Source organism: uncultured Sphingomonas sp. (assembly GCF_936927845.1).
Lineage (GTDB): Bacteria > Pseudomonadota > Alphaproteobacteria > Sphingomonadales > Sphingomonadaceae > Sphingomonas.
This window is the reverse complement of record NZ_CAKZHV010000068.1, coordinates 39,029-60,463: the sequence shown is the minus strand read 5'-3', so window position 1 is coordinate 60,463 and position 21,435 is coordinate 39,029. Positions and strand designations below refer to the sequence as shown.

The window sequence follows — 21,435 nt, the reverse complement described above, 5'->3', positions numbered from 1 at the left end:
GCGGCGTGCCAGAGGAGAATGTGCGATGGACCCCCAGGATCATCAGTCTGGCCAGAGTGGCGGGATGGGAATGAGCTATGGACGGTTCGCGGCGATGATCGCGACCTCCACGATCGTCATGTTCGGGCTCATGTACCTCAACACCTATGCGTTGAGCCATGTCGAATACAGCCAGACCAGGACATGGATGGCGATCGTCATGGGAGCGGTGATGGCGCTCATCATGATCGGCTTCATGTGGGGTATGTACCCCGACCGGCGCGCCAACCTCGGCATCGTCGCCGGTGCGATCGTCGTCTTTGCGGGCGCTCTATGGCTTGTTCGCAGTCAGGAAACCGTGGGCGACGTCGCCTATATGAAAGCGATGATCCCGCACCACTCGATAGCGATCATGACGAGCGAGCGCGCGCATATCAAAGACCCTGAGGTACGGAAGCTGGCGGATGGGATCATCGACGCCCAGGTGCGTGAGATCGCGCAAATGAAGCGGGCTATCGCTCGGCTCGAGGCTCACCCAACCGCCGACGATGCGCCCGACCTTCCTTCCAATCGGGACAAGCAGGTCGCTCCTCCCCCGCCGGAGACGGATGAAAGCGTTGGCGTGAATACGCTCCAGCCGATCCGGTAATTCCCGCCGCCTTGAGGGATGGCGCGTCGGGACGCGTATCATCTTCACGGGCGGGGGCCACGTGGAGAAACCAGATGAAGATGATCGCGACCATGACCGCCGCCCTGCTTGCCGCCTCACCGGCGCTCGCCCAGCAAGCCGGGCACCAGGGTATGAACCATCAGGGCATGAATCATTCCGGCATGATGCCGCCGACGGCGGCTGATCCCTATGGCCCGGACATGATGAAGATGCACGAGCGCATGATGGCGGCGAAGGGCGCCGATGCCGGCGAGACGTGGATTCGTCAGATGATCGAGCACCACCGCGGCGCGATCGCGATGTCGCAGACGGCACTCCGGAGCACCCAGAACGCTGAAATCCGACGTGAGGCGCAGAAGACCATCGACAGCCAGAACCGCGAGATCGCGACGCTGAATGCGATGCTTCGCAAAATGGGCAAGCGCGCCCAGTAACGGATGCAAGCCTAGCCCCTCTCTCCGTGAGGGGGGCAGGCTTTCGAGGAGTTGGGGATGAGCCGATCTTTCCGCACAGCGATGGCCGCTCTGTTGCTCGGTGTCCCGGCGACTGCGATGGCTGCGGCCGACATCACCATGCACCGCGATCCGGGATGCCCGTGCTGTGAAAAATGGGCGAAGCAGGTGAAGGCTCAGTTCGGCCGCGCCGTGCGCGTCGTCGACGACGCGAACCGCCCGGCGCTAATGAAGGCTCGCGGCGTGCCCGGTGACCTTGCATCATGTCACACTGCGATCATCGACGGCATGACCTTCGAGGGCCATGTACCGATCGCCGACATGAAGCGCGCGTTGGCGACCAAGCCAAAGGGTGTGACCGGGCTCGCGGTAGCGGGCATGCCGATGGGATCGCTGGGTATGGAGATGCCCGGCATGAAGGCTCAGGCCTACGACGTGATTGCGTTCGGACCGGGTGGACGTCGCGTCTACGCCCATCATGGCTAGGAAGCGGCGGGGGCGGATAGCCGCCCCCGCCGCCTCTGGATCAGTGCTTCATGCCCGACATGTCGTGGCCGGGATGATCGCCTTGCTTGCTGTCCTTCATGCCGGCGCAGCAGTCGGCCTTCTTGCCGTCCTTTTCCTTGCAGCAATCTGCGCCGTCCTTGCAGCACGCCATGTCGGCGCAGCAAGAGCCGGCCGCGAATGCGACACCGGGGATCGCCAGCGCCAGAGCGGCGCCGATCAGCTTGATCTTGGTCATCGGTAACTCCGTCGATTGAATGTGTGTGGTCGGGAAGATCACACGGTTCGCGGAGGCGGCGTGGCTGGAGGAACGGGCATGCCGATGAGTCCTTCAACATGCCGAGGGCGGAGAGCCATGCGAACGGAAGGAGCAGCGTCGACCGGCGCCAACACAGTGGGCTGAACTGCCGTGCACGGGGTCGAGCAGGCTGCTTGCTGCGGCGCCTTCGCAGGCTTCTGCGTGCCCTCACAGCCGGCCATCTCGGACGCGACCGGCGCGGCGTTCGCGATCGCCTCGCAGATCGGCCCCAGGCGCATGACCAGCATCATCGCCAGCATGGCCAGAGCCACGAGGCGGAGCGTGCCGGCAAGACGGGGCAGTCGGCGTTCCATGGTCGCTATCCGCCCCGACCGAAGATCGATGTCAATGCGTGATCGAGAGGACTGCCGGCGCCGCGACCATCCAAAGCGCCATCGCGACCATCATCACGTTCTCGGTAAGCGAAAGGAAGCCGAGCGGCACGTTGCTGTCCCCGCCGACGCACGCGCATTTTAATTCGCGCTTGTCGATATAAACCGCCTTGATGACCGACACCGCGCCGATCGTCCCGATGACGAGGGCGACCGGCACCGACAGCCAGGTCAGCGCACCCGCTGCCATCAGGACGCCCGCCGCTCCCTCCGCGTAGGGATAGACATAGGAATAGGGCACCCAGCGCTTCGCGAGCAGATCGTAGTTGAGGAACATGCTCGAGAAGCTCTCGACGTTCTGGAGCTTGAGCATCGCCAGAACGCACATCGAGAACGCGATGAACCATTCACCCGCGCGCACCGTGAAGGGCGTGCCGAATACCGCATAGCTGACGGCGAGCGCCATCAGCGCCGTCATCGCGAACACGGCGATCACCGGGCGATATGTGACGGCCTTGGGGTCGCGGACCGTCTTGCCGAAAAAGCGGCGTAGATCGTCATAGCCGCCGACCCGCTCCCCCGCGATGAACGTCTGCGGGGTCGTCTTTACTCCGTGCTTTGCCTTGAAAGCGTCGGTTTCTTCCCGCGTCGTCAACCAATGGTCATCGACCGCATAGCCTTCCCGACGCAGCAGATCCTTCGCCTTCAGCCCGTAAGGGCAGGTATGTTCCGGCATCACCATCCGGTAGATCGTCGCCTGTTTGGCGGGGGCGCTCGCCATGCCGCTTCTCCAATATCCTCGCCCCGCCTATATAGGGTCCGTACCATAGTACGGAGTCAAGGCATGACCGGCATGACGATCGCGGCGCTCGCGCGCGAGGGCGGCGTCGGCGTCGAAACGGTGCGCTACTATCAGCGTCGCGGTTTGCTGGACGAGCCCGACCGCCCGACCGGGGCTGGCACCGGAGGCGGCATCCGGCGCTACGGCAGCGATGACGCCCGCCGCCTTCGTTTCATCCGCTCGGCCCAGGCGGCCGGTTTCACGCTCGAGCAGATCGGTGAGCTTCTGGCGTTGGACGCGACCGACGATCGCGCCCGCGCCCGTCAGCTTGCCGGCGAGCGCATCGCCGAACTGGACGCGAAGATTGAGGAGCTCGAGCGGGTGCGCGCCTCGCTTCGCCGGCTCGCGCATGAGTGCGGGTCAGGTGCGGAGGGACCATGTCCGATCCTCACGGCCTTCGAGGGCTAGCGGCACTCGACGGTCAGTTGCGCGATTTCATGAACCGGTGGGAGGCGGGCGCGGACATTGTCGCCGGTCACGCCCCGCTCGCCAACGACCCTGACGATCGCGGGAGGGGCTTTGAATCGACGCGCCAGACATAAAGATCGGTGCGGTGATGCGCACGTCGTCGGGCGCCTCGACCAGCTCGCGCCAAGGGCGCAGGAGCCGTGACGACGCCGCTTCAGCGGGAGCAGCGCTGCGCTGCTTGGGGGGCTCCACGCTGCTCCCGCTGCCACCACGAGTGTCATTTCTATCTAGCGCAGAATGTGTCTTTTCTAACTGGCGGCAACACCCGTTGGAGTGCGTGACTACGATGATCGAGCGGCTTCTCGGCATCATGCGTCGCTTGCGATCGGACGACGGCTGCGAATGGGATCGTGCGCAGACGTTCGAGACGATTGCGCCCTACACGATCGAGGAAGCATATGAAGTTGCCGACGCGATCACCCGCGGTGATCACGCCGAGCTGAAGGACGAACTCGGCGACCTCCTGCTCCAAGTCGTGTTCCACAGCCGCATCGCCGAGGAAGCCGGCCTGTTCACGTTCGACGATGTCGCGGCCACGATCAGTGACAAGATGGAGCGCCGCCATCCCCACATCTTCGGCGATGCCGAGCATGGCGGCCATCACCTGTGGGAACAGGTCAAGGCGGCCGAACGCAGCGCCAAGGGCGCGAGTGGCGCGTTGGACGGTGTCGCGCTCGGCCTACCGGCGCTTCAGCGTGCGGAGAAGATCCAGAAACGCGCGGCGCGTATCGGGTTCGACTGGCCCGACGCAGCGGGTCCGCGCGACAAGATCGACGAAGAACTGCGCGAAGTCGCCGCCGCTGTCAGTCAGGACGAGCGAGAGGACGAGATTGGCGACCTGCTGTTCGCGACCGTTAATTGGGCAAGGCACCTCGGTGTCGACGCCGAAGCCGCGTTGCGTCGCGCCACCGGCAAGTTCGAGCAGCGTTTTCGTGCGATGGAGCAGCTAGGTGACCTATCGGGCCTGAGCCTTGATGAGCTGGAAGCCCGGTGGCAGCGCGTCAAGCGATCGAACGAAGCGGCCTGAAATCCGGATCAGGTCGCCCGTTGCTGAAAGCGGTCATAGTCACGTTCCGCCATCCGCACCTCGTAGCGCGCGCGGTCTCCCTCGACGTGCTGCGACAAGACTTCACCGTGCTGATGTAACCACGCCGCGCCGGCACCGTCGGCGGGATCGAGCGCGATCACGTAGCGGCGATGCCCCGTGGTCAGACGCGCGGCCGCCTGGCGGATCAGCTCGTCGACCCCCTCCCCGGTCAGTGCCGAGATCGTCATCACGTCGTCGCGACGATGCGCGTCGGCCAGCAATGCCTCGCGATCGGCGGGATCGATGAGATCGAGCTTGTTCCACGCCTCGATCCGCGGCGTCGTGTCGGACACGCCGATCTCTTCCAGCACCGCCTCCACGTCGGCGCGCTGTGCCTCGCTGTCGGGATGCGCAATGTCGCGGACATGGATCAGCAGGTCGGCCGACACCACTTCTTCCAGCGTCGCCTTGAACGCCGCGACCAATTGCGTCGGCAACTCGGAGACGAACCCCACGGTGTCGGAGAGGATCGCCTTGTCGATGCCGGGCAGCGAGATCTGCCGCAGCGTCGGGTCGAGCGTCGCGAACAGCAGGTCCTCGGCCATCACGTGACTGCCGGTCAGACGGTTGAACAGCGTCGACTTGCCCGCATTGGTGTAGCCGACCAGCGCGATCACCGGCCAAGGCGCACGCTGTCGCCGTTCGCGGTGGAGCCCGCGCGTCCGTGTGACCTGATCGAGTTCGCGCCGCAGTCGCGCCATGCGGTCGCGGATCAAGCGGCGATCCGCCTCGATCTGCGTTTCACCCGGTCCGCCCAGAAAGCCGAAACCGCCGCGCTGCCGCTCGAGATGGGTCCAACTGCGCACCAGCCGACCGGACTGATAATCGAGGTGCGCGAGCTCGACCTGCAAGCGCCCCTCGGCGGTCGCCGCGCGCTCACCGAAGATTTCGAGGATCAGCCCGGTACGATCGATCACCTTGGTTTCGAGCGCGGTTTCCAGATTGCGCTGCTGGATCGGCGTCAGCGCACCGTCGAACACCATCAGTTGCGCGTCTTCCATCCGCGCCCGTGCCGCCAGCTCCTCGATCTGACCGCTACCGATCAACGTCGCGGCGCGCGGCGCGCGCACGCGCAGTGCCACACGGTCGACCACCTCAACCCCGATCGCGGCGGCGAGCCCGGCGGTTTCGTCCAGGCGCGCGTCCGCATCGCGCGACGATGCGCCCAGATCGGGAAACACCACGATCGCCTTGGCACCACGCGCGAACTCGTCGCGATCACGCTCGAACCCGCCGCTCACGCGCGTATCTCCGCCTGCATCTGCCTCAATCCTCGTCCTGCTCCTCGGCAAGGTTGAGCGGGCGCGACGGCTGGATCGTCGACACCGCGTGCTTGTAGACGAGCTGCGACATGCCGTCGCGCTGCAGCAGCATGCAGAACAGGTCGAACGCGGCGATCGCGCCCTGCAGCATCACGCCGTTGACGAGGAACATCGTCACCGGGTCCTCCGACTTGCGCACCGCATTCAGGAAAATGTCCTGCAACAACGGCTGCTTGCGGGTGCTTTCTCCCAGCGATCCGACGATTCCCTCCACGTCGATCTGCCCCGCCGGCATGATCGTGGAAATCGCGTGCTTGTAGATCAGCTGCGATTGTCCGTCGCGGCGCAGCAGCACCGAGAAATTGTCGAACCAGGTCACGATGCCCTGCAGCTTGACACCCTTGACCAGGAACATGGTGACGGGCGTCTTGGTCTTGCGCAGCGAATTGAGGAACAGGTCCTGGAGCGAGGTCTGCTTGTCGGCCATGAGGTCTTTCCATGTTCTTGGCGGGAGGTTCCCCGCGATGCGCCGGTGCCCGGCGTCGGCATTGATAGGTCGTGTATGGATGAAGCTATGTAACGTGTCGCCTCGCGTCCAGTGCCGCGGGCGCGATAACTTCGCGGCGACTCAATCGTCGCGCGTTTCGGTGATACCCAGCAGCTTGAGCTTACGGTGCAGCGCGGATCGCTCCATCCCGATAAAGCTCGCCGTGCGCGAGATATTGCCCGAGAAGCGCCGGATCTGAACGCGCAAATATTCGCGCTCGAACGTTTCGCGCGCTTCGCGAAGCGGCGCACCCATGATCGCGCTGCTTCCCGCGCCCGATGCCTGATCGCCTAATACCTCGGCAGGCAGCAGGTCGACATCGATCCGCCCAATGCGATTGCCCGGCGCCAGGATGATCGTGCGCTCGACGACGTTACGCAACTCACGCACGTTGCCCGGCCAATCGTACGATTGCAGCGCCACCATCGCCTCCGTTGCGATCTGCGGCACCGCCACCCGGCGCTCGGCGGCGTAATGCGCGACGAAATGCTCAACCAGCGGCGGAATGTCCTCGCGCCGCTCGGCAAGCGACGGGATCACGACGGGTACGACGTTCAGCCGGTAATACAGGTCCTCGCGGAAACGCCCTTCCGCGATCTCCACCGGCAGATCGCGTGCCGTTGCCGAGACGACGCGGATGTCGACCTTGACGACGCGCGTGCCCCCTACCCGCGTGAAGCTCTGGTCGGTCAGCACGCGCAGGATGCGCGCCTGGGTTGCGATCGGCATGTCGGCAATCTCGTCGAGGAACAACGTGCCGCCGTGCGCCTGTTCGAGCAGGCCGGTGCGTTTCAGATCGCCATTCTCCTCGACCCCGAACAGTTCCTCCTCGACGCGCTCGGGCGCCATGCCGGCCGCGCTCATCAAGACGAAATTGGCGTGCGCGCGCTGGCTCCAGCCGTGAAGCAGCCTGGCGGCAACCTCCTTCCCCACGCCCGCCGGCCCCATGATCAGCGTGCGGCTGCCGGTGCCCGCCACCCGCTTCAACGTCGCGCGCACCGCATTGATCGCGGTCGAGTTGCCCGTCAGGTCAACCGCCCTGCCCGCTGCGGCGCGCAGCGAGGCGACCTCGGCGCGCAGCCGCTCGGTCTCGGTCGCACGCTCGACCATCAGCAGCAATCGCTCGGCTTGGAACGGCTTTTCGATGAAATCGGCCGCGCCCTTGCGGATCGCCGCCACCGCGGTGTCGAGCGTGCCGTGGCCCGAGATCACCAGCACGGGGATCGAGGGATCGCGCCGCTTGATCTCGTCGAGCAGTTCAAGTCCGTCGAGCCGAGAGCCCTGCAACCACACGTCGAGCAGCACCAGGCTCGGCCGCCGCGTCGCGATCGCTTCCAGCGTGCTGTCGCTGTCGGCGGCGACGCGCGTGTCATAGCCTTCGTCTTCGAGCACGCCGGCCACGAGCTCGCGGATGTCGAGTTCGTCGTCGACGACGAGGATGTCGATCGCCATGCGGTTAGTTCCGGCTCCTGGTCAAAGCGGCGATCGTGCGATCGTCGGGCTGGTCTTCTTGGTCGTTATCGAGTGCAAGCGGTTCGAGCAGTGCGGGTTCGAACGCCAGGGTCACGATCGTGCCGCCACCCGGACGATCATCGAACGCGATCGATCCGTGATGTTCCTCGACGATCTTCTTGACGATCGCGAGCCCAAGCCCCGTGCCGCGCGCGCGCGTCGTCATGTACGGCTCCACGATCCGCTCGCGCTCCGCGGGCAAGCCCACGCCCGTGTCGGCGACGCTGATCGTCACACGGTGGTCGTTGCCTGCCAATCGCATCGTGATCGCCGCGTCGACGCGGTCGGACGCCTCGACCGCTTCCACCGCGTTCTTGACCACGTTGGTCAGCGCCTGGCCGAGTTGGCGGCGGTCGCATACCAACGTCGGCGCTGGATCGTCGTGTTCGAGCGTGAAGTGGATGCGCGGATGCGCCACCTCGTGAAGGAACATCGTCTGCCGCGCGATATCGAGCAGCGATTCGTGCCGGAACACCGGCTTCGGCATCCGCGCGAACGACGAAAACTCATCCACCATCCGGCGCAGATCGCCGACCTGCCGCACGATCGTGTCGGTCAATCGCGCGAACGTTGTGTCCCCCGCTTCTACCTTGCTGCCGTAGCGGCGCTGCAACCGCTCCGCGGCGAGCTGGATCGGGGTGAGCGGGTTCTTGATCTCGTGCGCGATGCGCCGCGCGACATCGGCCCAGGCGGCGCGGCGCTGATCGGTCAATTGCTGGGTGATGTCGTCGAAGGTGATGATCGGTCCCGACCCGTCGCGCGCGACGCGCGCGGCAAAGGTGCGCTGCTCGCCCGCGACCGACACCTGGACCGCACCTTCGCGTGCGCCATCCGACAGCAGCTGATCGAGCTCGGGCGCGACACTGGCGAGCGGGCGTCCGATCGGCGAGGTATCCAGCCCCAGCAGGGTCTGTGCCGAGCTGTTGATCAGCCGGATCGTGCGGTCCTCCGCGATCGACAGCACGCCCGCCGACACCCCCGACATCACCGCCTCGATCAGCGCGCGGCGGCTCTCCAACTGGGTATTCGCGGTAACCAGCGCGGTATTCTGCGTTTCCAACCGCGAGGTCATCGCGTTGAACGCGTTAGAGAGGACGCCCACTTCGTCGCGCTCGAGCGTGTTGGCGACGCGCGCGGCAAGATCGCCGTTCGCCACGCGCCGCGCCGCCTCGACCAGCTCACCGACCGGTCGCACCAGCCGGTCCGCGACTTGCAGCGCGATCCACACGGCGAAGCCGACGATCAGCAGCGAGATGATCAGCAAGGCGGCGTTGAACCGCAATTGCAGCGAGCGCGCGCGTTCCAGCAATTGCCGATAATCGCCCAGCACCGCCGCGCCGCGGTCGATCTGCGCCGACAATTGCGGGTCGAACACACGCGCGGAATAGAGATAGGTGTTGGTCTGATAATCGAGCCGCGTCAGCGCGCCGGCGCGATCCGATCCTTGCACGATCACCGTCGGGCCGCCGCGCTCCAGCTTGTCGACCATCTTGGGCGTGACGACGCGTTCCAACGGCCGGTCATACGGGTTGAGCAACGCCAGCGTACGAAGCTCACCGTCCGCCCCGCGGTTGACGATCAGCGCTTCCGACAGGTTGCGCAGGTAGAGCTGATAAGCGAGTCCCTCGCTGAACCGTTTACTGTCGATCGTATCGGTGCGCAGGTAATTGGCGAGATCGCTCGACATGGTCGCGGTTTCCTGCGCCACGCGGTTGAGTTCGCTGCGGTAGTTCTCCTGTGCGAGGCTCGCTGCATTCTCGAACATGCTGCGCGCGCGATCGGAATACCAGAATTGCACGCCGTACTGGAACAGCAGCGACGCGAAGATCGTGACCAGCAACGCCGGGACCGCGGCGACCGCGGAGAACAGCAGCACCAGCCGGACGTGCAGCCGACCCTCGCCGCCGACCGGCGACCGTGCGGCACGACGCCGCGCGATGCGGCGCCCAGCCAGCATCATCAGCGCAATACCGCCCGCCAGGTTCGCGACCAACACCAATGCGATCACAGGGGGCGCGAGCAGACCTTTCGGGTCACCCTCGCCGCGCACGATGAAGTAACTGCCGAGCGCAACCGCCAGCACCGCGGCCAACACGCCCAGTTCGACCGCCGGCGTCACCGACAGCCTGCGCGTCGGCGTGATCATCGATTGTGAAGCGGGCTGCGCGCCGGCATGCATCACCGGCGCGCTACACCATCAGTGTTGCATGGAAAACACATATTTCGGTGAACGGAGGCTAAACCGCCGCCGAACCGGGGTCACCGGGATTGATCCCGAGCATGTCGAGCCGCTTACGCAACGTGTTGCGATTGAGCCCGATCGCGCGCGCCGCACGCAATTGGTTGCCGCCGTGCCGCCGCAGCATCGCCTCGATCATCGACCGCTCGACCGCGGCGACCAGACGAGCGTGTAGCGTCCCATCGTCGAGCGCGCGCGGATCGACGCGCGACAGATGCTCGATCATCGCAGCGACCGCGTGATCAAGGTCGCACGACGCAGAACCACCGGGCGCGGTTTCGCCCGTCCCGAGCGGCACGCGAAGATCGGCGGCGGTGATGCGATCGTCGCGTGACAAGGCGGCGAGCCGCCGCATCAGGTTTTCCAGCTCGCGCACGTTGCCGGGCCAGTCGTGCGCTTCGAGCACCGCCACCGCGCTGTCGTCGAGCGTCTTGCGCGGCAGCCCGTCCTCGGCGGCGCGATCAAGGAAATGCCGCGCCAACTCCGCCACGTCGCCGCGCCGTTCGCGGAGCGCCGGCAGCGAGATCGGCACCACGTTCAGGCGGTAGAACAGATCCTCGCGAAACTGTCCGTCGGCGATTGCGCCGTGCAGGTCGCGGTTGGTCGCCGCAACGATGCGGACATTGGCGCGGATCGCGCGCGTGCCCCCGACCGTGGTATATTCACCCGACTGCAGCACCCGCAGCAACCGGGTCTGCGCGTCCCGCGGCATGTCGCCGATCTCGTCGAGGAACAAGGTGCCACCCGCCGCCTGCTCGAACCGACCTGCGGTACGCTGCGCCGCGCCGGTAAACGCGCCGCGTTCGTGCCCGAACAGCTCCGCTTCGATCAGATCGCGGGGGATGGCGGCCATGTTGATGGCGACGAACGGTGCATGGCGCCTTCCGCCCAGGTCGTGGATCGCGCGCGCGACGAGTTCCTTGCCGGTGCCCGACTCGCCCGAGACGAGCACGGTAAGGTCGTTCGACACCACGCGCGCAATGACGCGGTAGACCTCCTGCATCGCGGGTGAGCGACCGATCAGCGGCAGCGACGCGTCCGCTTCATCGATGGGTGGTGCCGGCGCACCGCGGCCACGCGCGAGAGCGGCGGCGACCGTGCGGGTCAGCGTGTCGAGGTCGAACGGTTTGGGCAGATAGTCGTACGCGCCCGCCTCGTTCGCGCGCACCGCGGTCGTCAGCGTGTTGCGGGCCGAGAGGACGACGATCGGCAGGTCGGCATTATCGCCCGCGATCCGGGTCGCATGGTCGATCCCGTCACCATCGGGCAGCACCACATCGGTGACGAGCGCGTCGGGCACCTTGGCGCGCAATTCGCGATCGAGTTCGGCAAGGCAGGTGGCGGTGCGTACCTGGTGCCCGGCACGGCGCAGCGCCTGCGCCACGACCAGGCGAACGGCGTCGTCGTCGTCAACCAGCAGGATGTCGGCGGCCGCCATCAGGTCGCACGCGGCAGCAGGATGCGGAACACGGTCGCGTGCGGTGTACCTTCGCGCGCATATTGCACCAGCCCACCCATGTCGCGGATCAGCTTGTCGACGAGCGCGAGGCCCAGTCCCTTTCCTTCCGGATTGCCCGAGACGAACGGATCGAACAGATGCTCGGCGATGTCCTCGGGCGCGCCCGGTCCCGTGTCGATCACGCAGATCTCGATCGGCAGCGCGACGCGACCGCCGCCCCCATCCTTCGCCGCGACCGTGATGCCGTGGCGATAGGCGGTCGCGAGCGTGATCCGGCGCTCGCCGAGCGAGCCGAGCGCCGCGGCGGCGTTCTTCAGCAGATTGAGCATCACCTGAAGCAACGCGTCGTGATTGCCGAGTGCGAGCGGCAAGGAGGGATCGTAGCGCTCCTCCACCGTGATCCCGCGCGCGAAACCGGCGAGCGCGACGTCACGCGCGTGCGCGAGCAAGGGATAGATGTTGATCGCCGACACCGCGCGCGGGCGCGTATCGGTGAAATCCTCCATGCGGTCGATCAAGGCCGCGATGCGATCGACCTCCTTGATCACCAGACTGCAGAGTTCGTCCGCCGCCGCGCCATCGGCGATCAGTTGCGCGGCGCCGCGGATGCTCGACAGCGGGTTCTTAATCTCGTGCGCGAGCATTGCGGCGGCACCCACCGCCGATCGTGCGGCGGCGGCGCGGTCGGTCGTCTGTCCGAGCCGGCGCGAGGGTGCGACATTGTGAAGCGTCAGCACGCGCCAGCCCGGTCGATCGGGCATCGCCGCCTCGACCAGATCGACCCGGATCACCAGCCCGCGCGTCGTCGTGACCGACGTGTCGAAGATCGCGGCGGCGTGGTCGGACCGCCGCGCCGCGCCGCTCGCGCCCGTCAGCACCTCGTCCAACCGCCGCCCCAGCAAGGCGCGCTGCGACATGTTGAGCAGCGTCTCGGCCTCGGCGTTCACGCGCGCGATCCGGTCGTCGGGGCCGAGCACCAAGGTCGCGACCGGCAGCGCCGCGATCAGATCGGCGTCGCTCGGGTCGCGTGCGGCGAGCATCACGCCGCGGCGCGGGTCAGATACGGCGCGTAGAAGTCGCGCAGCATCGCCTTCACGCGGTTCGCATCGGGCTCCTGGTTCACCTTGTTGCGAAACACGGCCGAGCCGTCGATCCCCTTGGTGTACCAGCCGATATGCTTGCGCGCCATGTTGACGCCGGTGACGGGGCCGTAATGTTCGAGCATCGCCTCGTAATGTTCGGCGATCACGTGATATTGTTCGTCGAGCGACGGATCGGGCACACGGCGGCCTTCGGCGAACCAGGTCATCAACTGACCCAGCAGCCACGGGCGGCCATAAGCGCCACGCCCGACCATGATGCCGTCAGCGCCCGATTGCTCCAGCGCGGCCTCGGCGTCCTCGATCCCGCAGATGTCGCCGTTGGCGATCACGGGGATCGACACGGCATCTTTCACCTTGCGGATGAAGCGCCAGTCGGCCGAGCCCTTGTACATCTGGTTGCGGGTGCGGCCGTGGACGGTGACCATGCGAATGCCAAGGTCCTCGGCGATGCGCGCGAGTTCGGGCGCGTTCAGGCTGTCGTGGCACCAGCCCATCCGCATCTTGAGCGTGACCGGCACATCGACCGCCTTCACCACACCTTCGATGATCGCGCGTGCGAGCACGAGGTCGCGCATCAACGCCGAGCCCGCGTCGCCGTTGGTCACCTTGCGCACCGGGCAACCCATGTTGATGTCGATGATCGCGGCACCCTTGTCGCGCGCGAGCTTCGCGGCCTCCCCCATCTCGTACGGTGCACAGCCGACGAGCTGCATCGACACCGGTTCTTCGGACAGGTGCCACATCGCCTTTTGCAGCGATTGACGTGTCTCACGGATCGCCGCCTGGCTCGCGATCATCTCGGTGACGTTGAGGCCGGAGCCGTAGCGACGCACGAGCGTGCGGAACGGCTGGTCGGTCACGCCGGTCATCGGCGCGAGCACGACGGGCTGGTCGATCCGCACCGGACCGATCTGAATGGGGGTGAGTTTCTGCATGGTGCCTGTTATTTAGGCAGTAAAGGTTCGTGCCAAAGGTGGCAAGGCGGGGGTGGCACGGCGGGGGTGGCAAGGTGGGCGCGATGCGACTAGGCGCCCGTGCGATGACAGTCACCGCGATCATCGTCGCCGCCGGCACCGGTTCGCGCTCGGGCCAGGCCGGACCCAAGCAATTCGCCCCGCTCGCCGGACGGGCGATGCTGGCGTGGAGCTACCAGGCGCTCGCCGCCCACCCCCTGATCAACGACGTGGTCGTGGTGATCGGGGCTGGTCAGGAAGCGATGCTGCAAGACGCAGTTCCGCACGCGCGCTTCGTGCTGGGCGGCGCGGCGCGGCACGACTCGGTCGCGGCGGGTTTGGAAGCGTGCGAGGACGCCGACATCGTGCTGGTCCATGACGCGGCGCGGCCCTTCGTGCCGGGTGTCGTGATCGACCGCCTGATCGATGCGCTGGCGAGCCACGACGGCGCCGTCCCGGTCCTGCCGGTCGCCGATACGCTGGTCCACACCGATGGCACGCTGGTGGCGCGCGAGCCGCTGCGCCGCGTTCAGACTCCGCAGGCATTCCGCCGCGCCACGCTGCTGCGCGCGCACGAAGAATGGTTGGGCGACGCCCCCACCGACGACGCGCAGATGGTGCGCGCGCTTGGCGGCAGCGTCGCGTTGGTGCAGGGCGACCAGATGCTCGAGAAAGTCACCTACCCCGCCGATTTCGCCGCGGCCGAGGCGCGCATCGGATACGAGACACGCTCGGCAAGCGGCTTCGACGTCCACCGGCTGGAGGACGGCGAGGAATTGTGGCTCGGCGGCGTGCTGATCCCACACCATCAGGGCCTGTCGGGGCACAGCGACGCCGACGTGGCACTCCACGCGATCACCGACGCGGTGCTCGGCACGATCGCGGCGGGCGACATCGGCACGCATTTTCCGCCGAGCGATCCCAAGTGGAAGGGTGCCGAGTCGGGGCAGTTCCTCATCCACGCGCGTGACCTGGTCGAGGCGCGTGGCGGCCGCGTCACCTTCGTCGACCTGACGATCATGTGCGAAGCGCCCAAGATCGGCCCGCACCGCGCCGCGATGCAGGCGCGGATCGGCGCGTTACTCGACCTGCCCGTCGACCGGGTCAGCGTGAAGGCGACCACGACCGAGCGACTGGGCTTCACCGGACGCGGCGAAGGCATTGCGGCGCAGGCAGTGGCGACGATCCGCCTGCTGGGTACGCTCGCGTGAAGCGGTTGCTCGCGCTCGCGGTCGCACTGTCGGTCAGCGCGTCGCCCGCGGCCGCGCAGACACCGTGCCTCAACCAGGCCGAGGCCGAGTCGATCGCGCTGGTCAGCATGCCCGCGATCATCCGCGACGCGGGGCGCGTCTGCGCTGCGCTGCCCGCGACCAGTCTGCTGCGTCGCACGTCGGGGCCGTTCATCGCCAAATATGACGCCGAGGCTGATCGCGCCTGGCCCGCGGCGAGACAGGCGATCGCGAAACTGAGCGATCCGTCGGTAGAACTGCTGCTGATGAGCAATTATGCGCGCCCGATGCTGACCAGCCTGTTCGCGCCGCAGATCACCGGGCGGCTTCAAGCACGCGATTGCCCGACGCTCGATCGCCTCGTCACGCTGCTCGAGCCGCTGCCCGCGCGCAATACCGCCGGGATCGTCGTCGCGACGCTCCAGTACATCAAGGCCGAGCACGCCCGCGGGGCGATGCGCGACGCCCCTGATCTGCCGATCTGCGCCGCGAAGGCCACCCAATGAGCGAGAATGCGGGCGAAGGGGCGAGCGACAGCGTGCTACCGGTCGAACTGCTCGAGGCGGCGCGCCGCGTCGTGGCGGAGAATATCGCCGCGAAGCGCCGCGTCGCGGTGGCGGAAAGCTGCACCGGCGGGCTCGTCTGCGCCGCGCTGACCGAGGTGGCGGGATCGTCCGCGGTGCTCGAGGCCGGGTTCGTCACCTACGCCAACGAGGCGAAGATCGCGATGCTGGGCGTCAGCCGCGACGTGCTCGACACGTTCGGCGCGGTCTCGATCGCGACCGCGTGGAGCATGGCGCAGGGCGCGCTCGCCAAATCGGGCGCGGACGTCGTGGTCGCGATCACCGGCGTTGCAGGGCCCGGTGGCGGCAGCGAGAAAAAACCGGTCGGCACTGTGGTCTTCGCGCGCGCGGAGCGGCACGGCGACCCGGCCGACATTATCGCCGATCGCAAGAACTTCGGCGATATTGGCCGCGGCGGGGTTCGGCTTCAAGCCGCGCTGTGCGCGCTCGAACTGCTGCTGCCCGGCCCCGCGGTCGAGGCGGAATAGAGCACCGCCGCGCGCGTCTCGAACGCACCAATCATGCGGCGAAGCGCCACCGAGAACACCTGCCCCGCCAGCATCTCGAACATGCGATTCTTGAACGCGAAGTCGACCGAGAAGTCGACGAGACAGCCGCCCTTACCGTCGTCGCGAAAGCGCCAGTCGTTGTAGAGGTATTTGAGCGGTCCATCGACATATTCGACGTGGATCGTCTCGCGCCGCTGCTTCTTCACCTTCGAGGTGAACGTCTCGCGCAGGCCCTTGAAGCCGACGATCATGTCGGCCACCGTCTCGGTGTCGCTGTCCTGCCGCACGCGCATCGCCGTCACCCAGGGCAGAAATTCGGGGTAGCGGCGCACGTCCGCCACCATGTCGAACATCTGCTCCGGCGTGTACGGTAGCGCGCGCGTTTCAGAATGCTTGGGCATCAGGCGCGGGCCAGTTTCGCCTCGCGCGCGGCGCGCAGCTTCGCGAAATCGTCGCCCGCGTGATAGCTCGACCGCGTCAGCGGCGACGAGGCGACGAGCAGGAAACCCTTCGCGCGCGCGATCGCGGCGTAAGCGTCGAACGCCTTGGGCGTCACGAAATCGGCGACCTTGGCATGTCGCGGCGTGGGTTGCAGATACTGGCCCATCGTCAGGAAATCGATGTCGGCGGAGCGCATGTCGTCCATCACCTGATGGACCTCCAGCCGCTCCTCGCCCAACCCCATCATCACGCCCGACTTGGTGAAGATCGATGGATCGTGCCGCTTCACGCTCTCCAGCAGGCGGAGCGACGCGTAGTAGCGCGCACCGGGTCGGATCGTCGGGTAGAGCCGGGGTACGGTTTCCAGATTGTGATTATACACGTCTGGCCGCGCCTCGACGATTGACTCGACCGCGGCCTGCGCCTTGTTGCGGAAGTCGGGTGTCAGGATTTCGATCGTCGTCGACGGCGTGTTGCGGCGGAGAGCCTGGATCACCTTCACGAACTGCGACGCGCCGCCATCGGGCAAATCGTCGCGATCGACCGAGGTGATGACGATATGCTGCAACCCCATCTCGGCCGCCGCCACGGCGACATGCTCGGGCTCGAGCGGATCGACCGCGCGCGGCATGCCGGTCTTGACGTTGCAGAAGGCGCACGCGCGCGTGCACGTGTCGCCCAGGATCATCACGGTTGCATGCTTCTTGGTCCAGCACTCACCGATGTTCGGGCAAGCGGCCTCCTCGCACACGGTGGCGAGGTTCAGGCGCCGCATCAATTGCTTGGTTTCGGCGAACCCGGTCGAGGTCGGCGCCTTGACGCGGATCCAGTCGGGCTTGCGCGCGCGCGCCGCAGCCGGGGCGGGAGCCAGAAGCGAGTTCGTGTCGTTCATGCGGCGCGAGATAGCGTCGTCTGACCTCTTAAACAACGTAGGAGCTTTAGAATGCCAAGGGATGTTGCCGGCCTGATTGAGGGTTACCACCGCTTCCGCAGCGAGGATTGGGAAAAGGAGAAGGCCGAGTGGGAAACGCTGTCCAAGGGACAGAAGCCGCGCGTGCTGATCATCGCCTGCTCCGATAGTCGCGTCGATCCGACGCAGATCTTTGATGCAAAGCCCGGCGAGCTGTTCGTCATCCGCAACGTCGCCAATCTCGTGCCCCCGTTCGAAACCGGCGGCGGCTACCACGGCGTGTCGGCGGCACTCGAATTCGCGGTGACGCAGTTGAAGGTCGGCGAAATCCTGATCATGGGCCACGCCTCGTGCGGCGGCTGCGCGGCCGCGCTGTCGCAGGGGTTCAAGGACGCCGAGAAGGGTGCGGGCGGCTTCGTCGCCGACTGGATCAGCCTGCTCGACGAGGCGCGCGAGAAGGTCGTGGCTGAGAAGGGCACCGGCCCCGAGGCGCAGACCGCGATCGAGTGGGAGGGCATCCGCTCCTCGATCAAGAACCTGCGTACCTTCCCGTTCGTCAAGGAACGCGAGGACGCGGGCGAGCTCAAGCTGCGCGGCGCCTGGTTCGGCATCGCGCACGGCGAGCTGCGCGTGATGCAGGACGGCGAGGGTGCGTTCGAGCCCGCGTAAGGTTATACCCGAATACTATCTGGTGCCGGCTGCCTTTCAGGCGGTCGGCACCACCGCCTGCCAGCGCCGCCGCCGGAGCACGAGCAGGTAATAGCCCGCGGCGATGACGATCTGGATGATCGTCGCGACGATCGCGGGTCGCCCCTCCTCCACGTCCTGCCACGTCGCCACCGCGATCAGCGCGAGCGCGATCAGCGTCACAATCGGCGCCAGCGGGTAGAGCGGCATGCGATAGGTCGCGTGACGCGACGCGCCCGAGTGTCGCCCGATCATCGCCGCGACCGCAATCCCGGCGTAGATCGCGATCAGCCCCGCCCCGCTCCACACCTCCAGCAGGCGCAACGGCAGGAAGCACAAGGCCATGCCGACGCCGCCGACGATCAGCGTGCCGAGATGCGGCGAGCCCCAGCGCGGGTGGATCGCGGTCATCCAGCGATCGAACGGCCGCCCCCACGATCCATCGCGGGCTGTACCGTAGAAGAAGCGCGCGCAGGCGAGCACCCAGGCGATGATCGCATTGACGATCGCGAGCGCGACACCCAGCGCCATCGCCTGCCCCGCGCGCTCCCCCGCCATCGCGGTGACGAGATCGCCGAACGGGTTGGACGAGGCGAGGATCGCGCGCAGGTCGACCGCGCCCATCAACGCCGCGAGGAGCGGCAGTCCTTCGAGCGCGAGCGTGAAGACGAGCGCGAGCATGATCGAGCGCGCGATCCGCTGCGGCGCCTCGAGCATTTCCTCACCGAAATACACCGCCGCACCGTAACCGTTGAAGGCGAAGATCGCGATCGAAGCAGCAACGCCGATCGAGGTCAGCGATGCGGGCGCGAGCCCCTGCCCCGCGGCCATCTCGGGGTAAGTGAGGAATTCGAGCGGGTTGCGCTGGACATCGACCAGCCCAAGCGCCGTCACCGCAAGCAGCGCCATCACCTCGACAGCCAAGAAAAGCCCGGTAACGAGCGCGTTGACGCGGATGTTGAGCAATCCGATCAACGTGCACGCGCCGACCACGGCAATCGCGGTCGGCACCTGCGGCAGCGCGGGCAATACGCCGACCAGCACCTCGCGGATGCCGAGCCCGGCGACCGGCAGAAAGATCAAATTGTTGAACACGTTGATACCGAGCATCACGAACCCGGCGAGCGGACCCAGCGTGTGCGCGACCATCACATACTCGCCGCCAGCGACCGGCCACGCCGACGACAGCTCGGCGTAGATGTAGGCGGTGGCGACGCACACCAGTGCCGCGATCAGCGTCGCCCAGATCGCGCCCGTCCCCGCGACCTGCAACATGCCCGGGACGATCACGAACACCGACGAGGCGGGCGTCGTCACCGACAGTGTCAGGAACAACACGCCCGCGACGCCCAGGCTGCGCGCGAGCGGCGTCGGCGCCGCATCAGGCGCCCGCGACGGCGCCGCCGCCGGCGTTCCGGTATCTGGTTGTGGCATCGTCCCCCGCCTTATCAGGCGGGGCTTCTGGCATGGTTAACGAGGGGGTGCCAGCCCCTCGCCATCGCCTATTATTCCAAGCGCGATCGGATCAGCCCGCGCGCTTGCTGACCGCCTCGTCGATGTCCTTTGGGCCGTCGCCGGTGACGCGGATGTTGAGTTCGCGCAGCTGCTTGGCGGAGACGAAGCTCGGCGCGCCCATCATCAAGTCCTCCGCCTTCTGCGTCATCGGGAACACGATGACCTCGCGGATGTTCGGCTCATCCGCCAGCAGCATGACGATGCGGTCGATGCCCGGTGCGGAACCGCCATGGGGCGGCGCACCATATTTGAACGCATTGATCATGCCGGCGAAGTTCGTATCGACGTCGGCCTGCGTGTAACCGGCGATCTCGAACGCCTTGTACATGATCTCGGGCTTGTGGTTGCGGATCGCGCCCGACGACAGCTCAACACCGTTGCAGACGATGTCGTACTGATAGGCGAGGATGTCGAGCGGGTCCTTGCTCTCCAGCGCCTCCATTTCGCCCTGCGGCATCGAGAAGGGGTTGTGGCTGAAATCGACCTTCTTGTTGTCCTCGTCATATTCGAACATCGGGAAGTCGACGATCCAGCAGAACTCGAACCGGTTCTGGTCGATCAGCCCGAGCTGGTCGGCGACGCGGGTGCGCGCCAACCCGGCGAGCTTCGCTGCCTGCGCTTCCTTGCCCGCGGCGAAGAACAGTCCGTCATTCGGACCAAGGCCGAGCGCGTCGGCCATCGCCGACATCTTGTCCTCGCCGTGGTTCTTGGCGATCGGCCCACCCCATTCGCCGTTCTTGCGCGTGGCGTAGCCGAGCCCGGCAAAGCCCTCGCCCTGCGCCCAGGCGTTCATGTCGTCGAAGAACTTGCGGCTCTTCTCGTGCGTACCGGGCGCGGGAATCGCGCGCACCACGTCGCCGGCCTCGACGATCGAGGCGAAGCGGCCGAAGCCCGAGCCGACGAACTGGTCGCTCACGTCCGCAATGATCAGCGGGTTGCGCAGGTCAGGCTTGTCGTTGCCGTATTTCAGCATCGATTCGCGGTACGGGATACGCTTGAACGGCAGCGCGGAGACGGTCCGCCCCTTGCCCTGCCAATTCGCGAACTCCTCGAACACGCCGTGGAGTACGGGCTCGATCGCCTGGAACACGTCCTCCTGCGTGACGTAGCTCATCTCGAAATCGAGCTGGTAGAACTCGCCCGGGCTCCGGTCGGCACGCGCGTCCTCGTCGCGGAAGCACGGCGCTATCTGGAAATAACGGTCGAAGCCCGCGACCATCAGCAACTGCTTGAACATCTGCGGGGCTTGGGGCAGCGCGTAGAACTTGCCGGGATGAACGCGACTGGGAACGAGATAGTCTCGCGCGCCCTCGGGCGACGACGCGGTCAGGATCGGGGTCTGGAACTCGGTGAAGCCCTGGTCGACCATGCGGCGTCGGATCGAGGCGATCACGCTCGAGCGCAGCATGATGTTCGCGTGCAGCTTTTCGCGGCGCAGATCGAGGAAGCGGTTCCGCAACCGAATTTCTTCCGGGTATTCGGCGTCGCCGAAGACGGGCATCGGCAGTTCGGCCGCGTGGCTCTGCACGGTCGCGGCGCGCGCGTAGACCTCGATCTCGCCGGTCGCGAGATTGGGGTTCACGGTCGCCTCCGAACGGCGCTTCACGTTGCCATCGATCGTCACCACCGACTCGACCCGCAGCGAGTCCAGCAGCGCCAGCGCCGGGCTGTCGGTGTCCGCCACGATCTGCGTGATGCCGTAATGGTCGCGCAGGTCGACGAACAGCACGCCGCCATGGTCACGCTTGCGATGCACCCAACCCGACAGGCGAACGGTGTCGCCGTCATTGTCGGCGGTCAGTTGGGCGCAGGTGTGCGAGCGATAGGCGTGCATGAGCGGGTCTCTTGATCGTCACCCCGGCGAAACCGGGATTG

23 protein-coding genes are annotated in these 21,435 nt (G+C 66.5%); 9 read left to right on the top strand and 14 right to left on the bottom strand.

Going from position 1 to position 21,435, the window contains the following annotated elements:
* The first annotated feature begins 25 nt into the window (after positions 1 to 25).
* The 3 genes from Q0579_RS16205 (at position 26) to Q0579_RS16195 (ending at position 1,587) form a co-directional block, all read left to right on the top strand.
* Positions 26 to 628, top strand: coding sequence for a DUF305 domain-containing protein (locus Q0579_RS16205; protein WP_298814259.1), 603 nt, complete (start codon positions 26 to 28; stop codon positions 626 to 628).
* 74 nt (positions 629 to 702) lie between these two features.
* Entirely contained in the window at positions 703 to 1,083 is a 381-nt protein-coding gene (locus Q0579_RS16200; RefSeq protein WP_174195064.1) for a DUF305 domain-containing protein, read from the top strand.
* Positions 1,084 to 1,140: 57 nt separating this feature from the next.
* Positions 1,141 to 1,587, top strand: coding sequence for a DUF411 domain-containing protein (locus Q0579_RS16195; RefSeq protein WP_246248777.1), 447 nt, complete (start codon positions 1,141 to 1,143; stop codon positions 1,585 to 1,587).
* Between the two features lie 40 nt (positions 1,588 to 1,627).
* On the opposite strand, the gene Q0579_RS16190 is transcribed toward Q0579_RS16195, so the two are convergent.
* Genes Q0579_RS16190 through Q0579_RS16180 form a run of 3 tightly spaced genes read right to left on the bottom strand, consistent with a single transcriptional unit; the run spans position 1,628 to position 3,016 of the window.
* Positions 1,628 to 1,843, bottom strand: a complete 216-nt coding sequence (locus Q0579_RS16190; protein ID WP_174195065.1) for a hypothetical protein — start codon at positions 1,841 to 1,843, stop codon at positions 1,628 to 1,630.
* A gap of 38 nt (positions 1,844 to 1,881) precedes the next feature.
* Positions 1,882 to 2,217 (bottom strand): hypothetical protein, encoded by a 336-nt coding sequence (locus Q0579_RS16185; RefSeq protein WP_174195066.1) that lies wholly within the window; start codon positions 2,215 to 2,217, stop codon positions 1,882 to 1,884.
* Between the two features lie 31 nt (positions 2,218 to 2,248).
* Positions 2,249 to 3,016, bottom strand: coding sequence for a MauE/DoxX family redox-associated membrane protein (locus tag Q0579_RS16180; RefSeq protein WP_174195067.1), 768 nt, complete (start codon positions 3,014 to 3,016; stop codon positions 2,249 to 2,251).
* 63 nt (positions 3,017 to 3,079) lie between these two features.
* Here Q0579_RS16180 and Q0579_RS16175 point away from each other — a divergent pair, with 63 nt between their 5' ends.
* Both Q0579_RS16175 and mazG read left to right on the top strand, forming a co-directional pair.
* Positions 3,080 to 3,484, top strand: coding sequence for a MerR family DNA-binding protein (locus tag Q0579_RS16175; protein WP_298814237.1), 405 nt, complete (start codon positions 3,080 to 3,082; stop codon positions 3,482 to 3,484).
* 346 nt (positions 3,485 to 3,830) lie between these two features.
* Positions 3,831 to 4,571, top strand: a complete 741-nt coding sequence (mazG, locus tag Q0579_RS16170; RefSeq protein WP_298814561.1) for a nucleoside triphosphate pyrophosphohydrolase — start codon at positions 3,831 to 3,833, stop codon at positions 4,569 to 4,571.
* Between the two features lie 8 nt (positions 4,572 to 4,579).
* Here the strand turns inward: mazG and hflX are convergent, their stop codons facing one another.
* The 7 genes from hflX to dusB form a co-directional block, all read right to left on the bottom strand.
* Positions 4,580 to 5,872, bottom strand: coding sequence for a GTPase HflX (hflX, locus tag Q0579_RS16165; RefSeq protein ID WP_298814235.1), 1,293 nt, complete (start codon positions 5,870 to 5,872; stop codon positions 4,580 to 4,582).
* 25 nt (positions 5,873 to 5,897) lie between these two features.
* Positions 5,898 to 6,419, bottom strand: coding sequence for an RNA chaperone Hfq (gene hfq / locus Q0579_RS16160; RefSeq protein WP_298814558.1), 522 nt, complete (start codon positions 6,417 to 6,419; stop codon positions 5,898 to 5,900).
* A gap of 102 nt (positions 6,420 to 6,521) precedes the next feature.
* Entirely contained in the window at positions 6,522 to 7,892 is a 1,371-nt protein-coding gene (locus Q0579_RS16155) for a sigma-54 dependent transcriptional regulator (protein WP_298814233.1), read from the bottom strand.
* 4 nt (positions 7,893 to 7,896) lie between these two features.
* Positions 7,897 to 10,098 (bottom strand): ATP-binding protein, encoded by a 2,202-nt coding sequence (locus Q0579_RS16150; RefSeq protein WP_298814231.1) that lies wholly within the window; start codon positions 10,096 to 10,098, stop codon positions 7,897 to 7,899.
* Between the two features lie 91 nt (positions 10,099 to 10,189).
* Positions 10,190 to 11,629: a nitrogen regulation protein NR(I) gene (ntrC, locus tag Q0579_RS16145; protein ID WP_298814229.1), complete on the bottom strand. Its 1,440-nt coding sequence runs from the start codon at positions 11,627 to 11,629 to the stop codon at positions 10,190 to 10,192.
* Positions 11,629 to 12,690, bottom strand: coding sequence for an ATP-binding protein (locus Q0579_RS16140; RefSeq protein ID WP_298814227.1), 1,062 nt, complete (start codon positions 12,688 to 12,690; stop codon positions 11,629 to 11,631). The genes ntrC and Q0579_RS16140 overlap by 1 nt, the downstream gene beginning before the upstream one ends.
* Positions 12,690 to 13,688 (bottom strand): tRNA dihydrouridine synthase DusB, encoded by a 999-nt coding sequence (gene dusB, locus Q0579_RS16135; protein ID WP_298814224.1) that lies wholly within the window; start codon positions 13,686 to 13,688, stop codon positions 12,690 to 12,692. The genes Q0579_RS16140 and dusB overlap by 1 nt, the downstream gene beginning before the upstream one ends.
* Before the next feature lie 104 nt (positions 13,689 to 13,792).
* Here dusB and Q0579_RS16130 point away from each other — a divergent pair, with 104 nt between their 5' ends.
* From Q0579_RS16130 to Q0579_RS16120, 3 genes are read left to right on the top strand one after another with little or no spacing between them, the layout of a single operon-like run.
* Entirely contained in the window at positions 13,793 to 14,917 is a 1,125-nt protein-coding gene (locus tag Q0579_RS16130) for a bifunctional 2-C-methyl-D-erythritol 4-phosphate cytidylyltransferase/2-C-methyl-D-erythritol 2,4-cyclodiphosphate synthase (RefSeq protein WP_298814222.1), read from the top strand.
* A complete protein-coding gene (locus tag Q0579_RS16125; protein ID WP_298814221.1) occupies positions 14,914 to 15,441 on the top strand; it encodes a hypothetical protein in 528 nt (175 codons plus the stop codon). The genes Q0579_RS16130 and Q0579_RS16125 overlap by 4 nt, the downstream gene beginning before the upstream one ends.
* Positions 15,438 to 15,986 (top strand): CinA family protein, encoded by a 549-nt coding sequence (locus Q0579_RS16120; protein WP_298814219.1) that lies wholly within the window; start codon positions 15,438 to 15,440, stop codon positions 15,984 to 15,986. The genes Q0579_RS16125 and Q0579_RS16120 overlap by 4 nt, the downstream gene beginning before the upstream one ends.
* Here Q0579_RS16120 and Q0579_RS16115 read toward each other — a convergent pair.
* Together Q0579_RS16115 and lipA are read right to left on the bottom strand one after the other, a co-directional pair.
* Positions 15,926 to 16,408 carry a type II toxin-antitoxin system RatA family toxin gene (locus Q0579_RS16115; protein ID WP_298814217.1) on the bottom strand — a complete coding sequence of 161 codons (483 nt, stop codon included), beginning with the start codon at positions 16,406 to 16,408 and terminating at the stop codon, positions 15,926 to 15,928. The two genes, Q0579_RS16120 and Q0579_RS16115, sit on opposite strands and share 61 nt — an antisense overlap.
* On the bottom strand, positions 16,408 to 17,340 hold the full coding sequence (gene lipA / locus Q0579_RS16110; protein WP_298814215.1) for a lipoyl synthase: 933 nt from the start codon (positions 17,338 to 17,340) through the stop codon (positions 16,408 to 16,410). The genes Q0579_RS16115 and lipA overlap by 1 nt, the downstream gene beginning before the upstream one ends.
* Positions 17,341 to 17,391: 51 nt before the next feature.
* On the opposite strand from lipA, the gene Q0579_RS16105 reads away from it, so the two are divergent.
* Positions 17,392 to 18,027, top strand: a complete 636-nt coding sequence (locus Q0579_RS16105; RefSeq protein ID WP_298814213.1) for a carbonic anhydrase — start codon at positions 17,392 to 17,394, stop codon at positions 18,025 to 18,027.
* Positions 18,028 to 18,063: 36 nt separating this feature from the next.
* Here Q0579_RS16105 and Q0579_RS16100 read toward each other — a convergent pair whose 3' ends face one another.
* On the bottom strand, positions 18,064 to 19,479 hold the full coding sequence (locus Q0579_RS16100; protein ID WP_298814211.1) for an APC family permease: 1,416 nt from the start codon (positions 19,477 to 19,479) through the stop codon (positions 18,064 to 18,066).
* A 91-nt stretch (positions 19,480 to 19,570) separates the two neighbouring features.
* Entirely contained in the window at positions 19,571 to 21,394 is a 1,824-nt protein-coding gene (gene aspS / locus Q0579_RS16095) for an aspartate--tRNA ligase (protein WP_298814209.1), read from the bottom strand.
* Between the last annotated feature and the right edge of the window lie 41 nt (positions 21,395 to 21,435).

Bases quoted from the DNA above. Each gene is read 5' to 3' on its own strand.
- Q0579_RS16105 (WP_298814213.1), top strand. From the start codon at position 17,392: ATGCCAAGGGATGTTGCCGGCCTGATTGAGGGTTACCACCGCTTCCGC.
- Q0579_RS16180 (WP_174195067.1), bottom strand. From the start codon at position 3,016: ATGGCGAGCGCCCCCGCCAAACAGGCGACGATCTACCGGATGGTGATG.
- Q0579_RS16155 (WP_298814233.1), bottom strand. From the start codon at position 7,892: ATGGCGATCGACATCCTCGTCGTCGACGACGAACTCGACATCCGCGAG.
- dusB (WP_298814224.1), bottom strand. From the start codon at position 13,688: ATGCAGAAACTCACCCCCATTCAGATCGGTCCGGTGCGGATCGACCAG.
- ntrC (WP_298814229.1), bottom strand. From the start codon at position 11,629: ATGGCGGCCGCCGACATCCTGCTGGTTGACGACGACGACGCCGTTCGC.
- Q0579_RS16175 (WP_298814237.1), top strand. From the start codon at position 3,080: ATGACCGGCATGACGATCGCGGCGCTCGCGCGCGAGGGCGGCGTCGGC.
- Q0579_RS16190 (WP_174195065.1), bottom strand. From the start codon at position 1,843: ATGACCAAGATCAAGCTGATCGGCGCCGCTCTGGCGCTGGCGATCCCC.
- mazG (WP_298814561.1), top strand. From the start codon at position 3,831: ATGATCGAGCGGCTTCTCGGCATCATGCGTCGCTTGCGATCGGACGAC.
- Q0579_RS16100 (WP_298814211.1), bottom strand. From the start codon at position 19,479: ATGCCACAACCAGATACCGGAACGCCGGCGGCGGCGCCGTCGCGGGCG.
- Q0579_RS16120 (WP_298814219.1), top strand. From the start codon at position 15,438: ATGAGCGAGAATGCGGGCGAAGGGGCGAGCGACAGCGTGCTACCGGTC.
- Q0579_RS16200 (WP_174195064.1), top strand. From the start codon at position 703: ATGAAGATGATCGCGACCATGACCGCCGCCCTGCTTGCCGCCTCACCG.
- Q0579_RS16140 (WP_298814227.1), bottom strand. From the start codon at position 12,690: ATGCTCGCCGCACGCGACCCGAGCGACGCCGATCTGATCGCGGCGCTG.
- Q0579_RS16150 (WP_298814231.1), bottom strand. From the start codon at position 10,098: ATGATCACGCCGACGCGCAGGCTGTCGGTGACGCCGGCGGTCGAACTG.
- aspS (WP_298814209.1), bottom strand. From the start codon at position 21,394: ATGCACGCCTATCGCTCGCACACCTGCGCCCAACTGACCGCCGACAAT.
- Q0579_RS16185 (WP_174195066.1), bottom strand. From the start codon at position 2,217: ATGGAACGCCGACTGCCCCGTCTTGCCGGCACGCTCCGCCTCGTGGCT.
- Q0579_RS16115 (WP_298814217.1), bottom strand. From the start codon at position 16,408: ATGCCCAAGCATTCTGAAACGCGCGCGCTACCGTACACGCCGGAGCAG.
- Q0579_RS16130 (WP_298814222.1), top strand. From the start codon at position 13,793: ATGACAGTCACCGCGATCATCGTCGCCGCCGGCACCGGTTCGCGCTCG.
- lipA (WP_298814215.1), bottom strand. From the start codon at position 17,340: ATGAACGACACGAACTCGCTTCTGGCTCCCGCCCCGGCTGCGGCGCGC.
- Q0579_RS16205 (WP_298814259.1), top strand. From the start codon at position 26: ATGGACCCCCAGGATCATCAGTCTGGCCAGAGTGGCGGGATGGGAATG.
- Q0579_RS16195 (WP_246248777.1), top strand. From the start codon at position 1,141: ATGAGCCGATCTTTCCGCACAGCGATGGCCGCTCTGTTGCTCGGTGTC.